Raw genomic sequence first — 7,155 nt, 5'->3', positions numbered from 1 at the left:
GGGTCCTGCCGGACCCCGCCGCCGGGCCGCTGCGCTTCGACTGGCGGAACGGGGACGTGCTGTAGCCGGAGCCGGACGGTGTCTAGGAGCCCGAGACGCTCGGGGCGCCCGACTCGATGTGGCCCGTGTAGCGGCGCGACCAGGTGCCGTCGGAGTCGGCGAGGACCGTGAAGTCGTACCAGCCGTTGCTGTAGGCCACGGCGTTGAAGTAGTCCTCGCGCGAGGAGTTCGCCGGGACCGTGTACGTCCACGGGCCGTCCGTGCGGTAGGCGTTCGAGCGGATCGTGAAGGTGACCGGCGAGCCCGAGGAGTTGGTCATCCTGAAGTAGATCGCCGTCTTGCCCGTGCCCGGCTCCACCGCGAAGCGGGCCGCGACCTCGATCGACTTGCCGGCCTTCGACGCGTCGCCGATGAAGCGGCGCAGGAAGCGGTTCGGGCCGTACATCGAGATGTCGTACTTGCCGGAGCCGCTGCCGGTGCCGATGTTGAAGTAGTCGGTCGACGTGGCGCCGACGTCGACCGTGTACTGCCAGGCCGCCGTGTCCCGGTACTGGTGCGGGTGGATCGAGAAGTGCGCCGGCCGCTTCGCCTCCGTGCCCGCGTTCGTCATCGAGAACCAGGCCAGGATCTTGCCGGCCGCCCCGAACTCGAAGCGGTCCAGGTTCCCGTTGACCTGGTACGGAAGGGCCCGCGCGGGCCGCGTCCCGGGCTCCTGCGCCGGCAGCGCGTTGTCCTGCGGCACCGGGTTGGGGAGCGGGCCGCAGGTCGCCTGGCCGATCACCTTGGCGGTGGACGGCAGACCGGCGGGAACCCCGTACACCGGGTGCGCGAAGTCGAAGACGCCGGTCAGGTCGCCGACGACCTTGCGGCGCCACGCGCTGATGTTCGGGCAGGTGGCCGGGGTGCCCAGCGCCGCCGTCCACGTCTCCATGAAGCGCAGCACGGAGGTGTGGTCGAAGACCTCGGAACTCACCCAGCCGCCGCGGGTCCACGGGGACATCACGATCATCGGGACGCGGAAGCCGAGCCCGATCGGGACGCCGTCGATGTACTCGCCGGGCGTGCCGGGCGGGGCGATCGGCGGCGGGACGTGGTCGAAGAAGCCGTCGTTCTCGTCGTAGTTGAGGAAGAGGACGGTGGAGTCGAAGACCTCGGGGTTCGCGGAGAGCGCGCGGTAGACCAGGTCCACGAAGTGCGCGCCGTCGCCGGGCGGGGCGTACGGGTGCTCGGAGAAGGCCTCGTTGGCCACGACCCAGGAGACCTGGGGGAGGGTGCCGGCGACGACGTCCGCGCGGATGGCGGCGGCGATGTCGTCCGGGGTGGAGCCGGTGACCTTGGGGACGGAGCCCATGCCCCGGTCCCACAGCGGGTTGCCGGGGGCGGCGTCGGTGAACTTCTTGAAGTAGGCGAGCCCGTTGTCCCCGTAGTTGTCCTGGGCGTTCTGGTAGACCTTCCAGGTCATCCCGGCGCGCTGCAGGGCCTCCGCGTACGTCTCCCAGGTCAGCCCGGACTCGTCGCCGCCGTCCTTGCTGCCCGCGTCGACCTTGCCGCTCCACAGGAAGGTGCGGTTGGGGCCGGTCGCGCTCAGGGTGGAGCAGAAGTAGGCGTCGCAGATGGTGTAGTTGTCGGCGAGCCCGTAGTGGAACGGTATGTCGCCGCGGTCGAGGTAGCCGAGGGTGCGGGTGTTGCCGACGCCGGTGACGAAGTTGTCCATGCGGCCCTTGTTCCAGGCCGCGTGCTGCGAGGTCCAGCTGTGCGGGAGGTCGCCGTTGCACTGGGCGAGGGTCTCGCCGTCGACGCCGCCCGCCGCGGGGGTGGAGCTGAGCTTCCACGGGTACTGGCGGCCGCCCCAGTTGGGCTGGTTGAACATGCCCCAGCCGCCCGGGATGTTGCCGGCGGCGCGGTCGCCGAAGCCGCGGACACCCTTCAGCTTGCCGAAGTAGTGGTCGAAGCTGCGGTTCTCCTGCATCAGGATCACCACGTGCTTCACGTCGGTGATCGTGCCGGAAGCGGCGGCCGCGGCCGCCGACGCCGGCGCGATCGCGGGCAGGGCCGCCCCCGCCATCAGCCCGGCGCCGATTCCCACGAATCCTCTGCGGCTGATCGGTGTCACTGGCTACTCGCCTCCAACTCAAGTGCCCCGCTGGCACATTGACGGCAAGAGTGGCGGCAGCCGCGCCAAAGGTCTACATCCGTGCGGTAAGAACTCGGTGAACATCCGGTCGGCCGGAATCAGTCTCCGAGGCGGACGAGCATTTTGCCCAGGTTCTCCCCCCGGAGCATGCCCAGGAAGGCATTCACCGTGTGATCGAATCCCTGCACAACGGTGGTGTCGGTACCGATCCGGCCACTGCGCAGGTGCGGGACCAGGAAGTCCTCCAACTCGTCCTGCAGATTGGTGTGATTGCGAACCAATACCCCTTCCAGGCGCAGCGACTTGTGTACGACCTCGAAGAGGTTGCGGGGCGCGGCGGGGGAGCGGTCGCCGTTGTACATCGAGATCCCGCCGACCCAGGCGATCCGCCCGTACTCGCGCAGCACGTCGATCGCGCCCTCCAGGTGGTCCCCGCCGACGTTGTCCACGTAGACGTCGATCCCGTCGGGCGCCGCCTTCGCGAGCTGCTCGCCGACCGGCCCGTCGTGGTAGTCGAAGGCGGCGTCGAAGCCGAGGACCCCGGTGAGGTGGCGGACCTTGGCCGCCGAACCGGCGCTGCCGACGATCCGGCGGGCGCCGAGCAGCCGGGCGATGTGGCCGGTGGCCGTGCCGACGCCGCCCGCCGCGGCGGAGACGAAGAGGTCCTCGCCCTCGCGCAGGGCCGCGGTGCGGGTCAGGGCGGCGTACGCGGTCAGGCCGGTGCCGCCGAGGATGGAGAGGTGGGCCTCCAGCGGAACGCCCTCGTGGCCGCGCAGCTTGCGGGTGCCGCCGACGCCCCGGGTGACGAGGGCGTGGGTGCGCCAGCCCTCGCGGTGGAAGACCAGGTCTCCCTCCACGAGGCCCGGGTCGCGGGAGGCGAGCACCCGGCCCACCGAGCGGCCTTCCAGCGGGGCGTGGAGCTCGAAGCCGCCCTCGCCGCCGTCCATCATGCCGCGGTGGTACGGGTCCACCGAGAGCAGCAGGTTCTCCACCAGGGCGGTGCCGGGCCGCGGCTCCGGCACGGGGGACTCGACGTACGTGAAGTCGCAGGCGGCGGGGAAGCCGGTCGGGCGGGCGATCTGGTGGACGGCGTGCGCGGTGTTCGTGGTCATGGGCAGGACGCTAGGAGGGAATCGGGGCGCCGGGCAGAGGGTTGCGTTCATGGAAGCCGCACATCCATGAACGACGCTCATAGAACGAGGTGGGAACCCCCGTGGCCGAGCTCCTCCCGCAGGAACTGCGGGTCCTGGTCGCCGTCGCCGAGACCGGCGGGTTCACCGCCGCGGCCGCCGCCCTCGGCCTCACCCAGTCGGCGGTCTCGCATTCGGTGCGCGGCAGCGAGGCCAAACTCGGCGCGGTGCTCTTCGAGCGCGGCCGGACCGGCGCCTCGCCCACCCCGGCGGGGGAGCGGGCCGTCGGCCACGCCCGCCGGATCCTGCGGCTGTACGAGGTCATGGGCGCGGAGGCGCGCGGCGCGGGCCGCGGCGCGGGCCGGGCGGAGCCGGCCGGCGTGCTGCGGATCGCCGCCTTCCGCAGCGCGGCCCTGCACCTGCTGCCGCCCGCCCTGGAGCGGCTCACCGCCCGACACCCCGGCATCCGCCCCGAGGTCCGGGTGGTGCGCGAGCTGGGCGCGGGCACCGCCGGGGAGGTCGCCGCGGGCCGCGCGGACCTCGGCATCGCCACGCTGGGGGTCTCGCAGGGCGTACCGCCGGGCCTGTTGAGCGGGGTGCTCGTGGAGGAGGCGTACGCCCTGGTCCACCCGGCCGGGCACCCCGACCCGAAGGCGCTGCCGCTTCTGGACTGGGACGAGAACTGCGGCTCCTACACCCGCACCTGGTGGCTGGCGCAGGACTGGATCCCCCGGGCCACCGTGAAGGCGGAGGACGACGCGATGGTGCTCACCATGGTCGGCCGCGGGCTCGGCATGGCGATCATGCCCGAGCTGTCGCTCCGGGAGGCCGGCGAGGCGGTCGACATCACCGGTCTGGGTCCGCAGGGGCCGGTGAGACAGGTGGGGTACGTCACCACACCGGAATCCGCCGCCACCCTCGCCGTAAGGGCTCTGATCAGGGAACTCCGCTCCACGAACGGCTGAAATCGGAGCCCCCGGAGCGGCCCTCCGGGGGGTTTCGCGTCTCAGATAGTAGGAAGTCCGAGTAATTGCGGAGACATACAGCGGGAGCTGACCTACTTTGTAGAAGCCGAACGTCTCGCCGATCCGGCGAATGGCGGTCGAGAGCGTGCCCCGATGGCAGGCAACCCCTGCCGCGCACCGCTCCCCGCCTCTTCCGGCGCCTTGAAGGAACCCCTCATCCGTGGCCCCGCCACGCCGTGATCTCAAGGAGTCGATCACCATGACGCAGAACCCCGTCGCCGTTCGCCGTGCCCGGCGCTCCGCCGCAGCCGACGCCGACCGCAAGAACGCCGCCGCCGCCCTGCAGCGGGCGCTGGACCGCCGCGACAACGGCGGCTCGACCGGCCACTGAGCACACCCGGGCCACCCCTCCGGGCCACCTCCCGGCCCGTACATATTGCGTCCACATGGTGGACGCAATATGTCTGAGGGATGGGACAAGGAGTACGGTTCCACCATGTCGACCAGCATCAATCTCGCAGTGATCCCCGGTGATGGCATCGGCCAGGAAGTCGTGGCTCAGGGCCTCAAGGTCCTTACCGCGGTCCTGCCCCAGGATGTGAAGCTGGAGACCAAGGAATACGACCTCGGCGCCCAGCGCTGGCACCGCACCGGTGAAACCCTCCCGGAAGCGGAGCTCGAGGCGCTCAAGCACCACGACGCGATCCTGCTCGGCGCCATCGGCGACCCGTCGGTCCCGTCGGGCGTCCTGGAGCGCGGTCTGCTGCTGAAGCTCCGCTTCGCCTTCGACCACTTCATCAACCTGCGCCCGTCGAAGCTCTTCCCGAACACCGCCACTCCGCTGGCCGGGCGTCCGGAGATCGACTTCGTCGTGGTCCGCGAGGGCACCGAAGGCCCGTACACCGGCAACGGCGGCAGCCTGCGCACCGGCACCCCGGCCGAGGTGGCCACCGAGGTCAGCATCAACACCGCGTACGGCGTCGAGCGCGTCGTGCGGGACGCGTACGAGCGGGCCAACGCCCGCCCCCGCAAGAAGCTGACGCTGGTCCACAAGAACAACGTCCTCGTGTACGCGGGCCACATGTGGAAGAACATCTTCGACAAGGTCGGCCAGGAGTACCCCGAGGTCACCACCGACTACCTGCACGTCGACGCGGCGACGATCTTCTTCGTCACCCAGCCCGAGCGCTTCGACGTCATCGTCACGGACAACCTCTTCGGTGACATCCTCACCGACCTGGCCGCCGCCGTGACCGGCGGAATCGGCCTGGCCGCCTCCGGGAACATCAACCCGACCGGCGCCTTCCCGTCCATGTTCGAGCCCGTCCACGGCTCGGCCCCGGACATCGCCGGCACCGGCAAGGCCGACCCGACCGCGACGATCCTCTCGGTCGCCCTCCTGCTGCGCCACCTGGGCTACGAGGAGCAGGCCGTCCGCATCGAGGACGCGGTCTCCGCCGACCTGGCCGAGCGCGACGGCACCTTCCGCTCGACCGACGCGATCGGCGACGCCCTCGCCGCTCGAGTAGCCGGCTGACCCGGCAGCACCACCCAGAAGAAGCCGCCGGGTCGCGACCACCGCACCCGGCGGCTTTTCCTGTGCGGCCCCGGGTGCCACCATCTCCCCTGGGCCGCATTCACCCCGTTTCACCGAAGCCTCCTCCCGCGCGATAATCGAACGCGAGGCCGCGGACTACGGGGAAGCTCGGACGTCCTAGTACGCCGTGAGCGCGGTCCGCCATACACAACCGGTGAAGGACAAGCACTCATGACGACGCCCACGATCGAGCTGAAGCCCTCCTCGACCCCCCTGTCCGCCGCGGAGCGCGACGCGATCCTGGCGAGCCCCGGCTTCGGCCGCCACTTCACCGACCACATGGTGACGGTCAAGTGGACCGAGGGCCGCGGCTGGCACGACGCCGAGCTGGTCCCCTACGCGCCGCTGTCGATGGACCCGGCGAACATGACCCTGCACTACGCGCAGACCATCTTCGAGGGCCTCAAGGCCTACAAGCAGCCCGACGGCACCGTCGCCACGTTCCGCCCCCAGGCGAACGCCGAGCGCTTCCAGTCCTCCGCCCGCCGGATGGCCATGCCGGAGCTGCCGACCGAGCTGTTCATCGCCGCCTGCGACGCGCTGATCAAGCAGGACCGCGCCTGGGTTCCGGACTCCGGCGAGGCCTCCCTGTACCTGCGGCCGTTCATGTTCGCCACCGAGGTCGGCCTCGGCGTCCGCCCGGCCAACGAGTTCCTCTTCATCGTCATCGCCTCGCCCGCCGGCGCCTACTTCCCCGGTGGCGTCAAGCCGGTCTCCGTCTGGCTCTCCGAGGAGTACGTGCGCGCCGCCAAGGGCGGCACCGGCGCGGCCAAGACCGGCGGCAACTACGCGGCCTCCCTCGTCGCGCAGGCCCAGGCCGCCTCGCACGGCTGCGACCAGGTGGTCTGGCTCGACGCCGTCGAGCACCGCTGGATCGAGGAGATGGGCGGCATGAACCTGTACTTCGTGTACGGCGACCGCATCGTCACCCCCGAGCTCACCGGCTCGCTGCTCCCCGGCATCACCCGCGACTCCCTCCTCACCATCGCCCGCGACCTCGGCTACACCGCCGAAGAGGGCCGGATCACCACCGAGGACTGGAAGCGCGACAACGAGAACGGCACCCTGACCGAGGTCTTCGCCTGCGGCACCGCCGCCGTGATCACCCCGGTCGGCTCGGTCAAGTCCGAGCGAGCCAACTGGATCCAGGGCGACGGTGAGCCCGGCGAGGTCACCATGAAGCTCCGCAAGGCGCTCCTGGAGCTCCAGACCGGCCGCTCCGCCGACGCCCACGGCTGGATGCACCAGCTCGGCTAGCAGCTCGGCCAGAAGCCGGCCGTACGTACGCACGAAGGCCCGCGCCCCGGCTCTCTCAGAGCAGCCGGGGCG

At 70.9% G+C, this 7,155-nt stretch carries 6 protein-coding genes; 4 read left to right on the top strand and 2 right to left on the bottom strand.

The window, feature by feature from the left end:
• Positions 1–82: 82 nt before the first annotated feature.
• Together ACWGDE_RS33785 and ACWGDE_RS33780 are read right to left on the bottom strand one after the other, a co-directional pair.
• Positions 83–2,113 (bottom strand): phosphocholine-specific phospholipase C, encoded by a 2,031-nt coding sequence (locus ACWGDE_RS33785; RefSeq protein ID WP_453392873.1) that lies wholly within the window; start codon positions 2,111–2,113, stop codon positions 83–85.
• 119 nt (positions 2,114–2,232) lie between these two features.
• A complete protein-coding gene (locus tag ACWGDE_RS33780; RefSeq protein ID WP_453392872.1) occupies positions 2,233–3,246 on the bottom strand; it encodes an NADP-dependent oxidoreductase in 1,014 nt (337 codons plus the stop codon).
• A gap of 101 nt (positions 3,247–3,347) precedes the next feature.
• On the opposite strand from ACWGDE_RS33780, the gene ACWGDE_RS33775 reads away from it, so the two are divergent.
• The 4 genes from ACWGDE_RS33775 (at position 3,348) to ACWGDE_RS33760 (ending at position 7,083) form a co-directional block, all read left to right on the top strand.
• Positions 3,348–4,229, top strand: coding sequence for a LysR family transcriptional regulator (locus ACWGDE_RS33775; protein WP_453392871.1), 882 nt, complete (start codon positions 3,348–3,350; stop codon positions 4,227–4,229).
• A gap of 259 nt (positions 4,230–4,488) precedes the next feature.
• Positions 4,489–4,620 (top strand): hypothetical protein, encoded by a 132-nt coding sequence (locus ACWGDE_RS33770; RefSeq protein WP_275431882.1) that lies wholly within the window; start codon positions 4,489–4,491, stop codon positions 4,618–4,620.
• 105 nt (positions 4,621–4,725) lie between these two features.
• Complete coding sequence (locus ACWGDE_RS33765) at positions 4,726–5,766, top strand: 3-isopropylmalate dehydrogenase (RefSeq protein ID WP_453392870.1); 1,041 nt, start codon at positions 4,726–4,728, stop codon at positions 5,764–5,766.
• A 231-nt stretch (positions 5,767–5,997) separates the two neighbouring features.
• Positions 5,998–7,083, top strand: coding sequence for a branched-chain amino acid aminotransferase (locus ACWGDE_RS33760; protein WP_453392869.1), 1,086 nt, complete (start codon positions 5,998–6,000; stop codon positions 7,081–7,083).
• Positions 7,084–7,155 lie beyond the last annotated feature (72 nt).

Source organism: Streptomyces sp. NPDC054956 (genome assembly GCF_053609185.1).
Note: the sequence above shows the minus strand (reverse complement) of the source record. Positions and strands in the feature narration are given on the sequence as shown.

Bases quoted from the DNA above. Each gene is read 5' to 3' on its own strand.
- ACWGDE_RS33780 (WP_453392872.1), bottom strand. From the start codon at position 3,246: ATGACCACGAACACCGCGCACGCCGTCCACCAGATCGCCCGCCCGACC.
- ACWGDE_RS33770 (WP_275431882.1), top strand. From the start codon at position 4,489: ATGACGCAGAACCCCGTCGCCGTTCGCCGTGCCCGGCGCTCCGCCGCA.
- ACWGDE_RS33760 (WP_453392869.1), top strand. From the start codon at position 5,998: ATGACGACGCCCACGATCGAGCTGAAGCCCTCCTCGACCCCCCTGTCC.
- ACWGDE_RS33765 (WP_453392870.1), top strand. From the start codon at position 4,726: ATGTCGACCAGCATCAATCTCGCAGTGATCCCCGGTGATGGCATCGGC.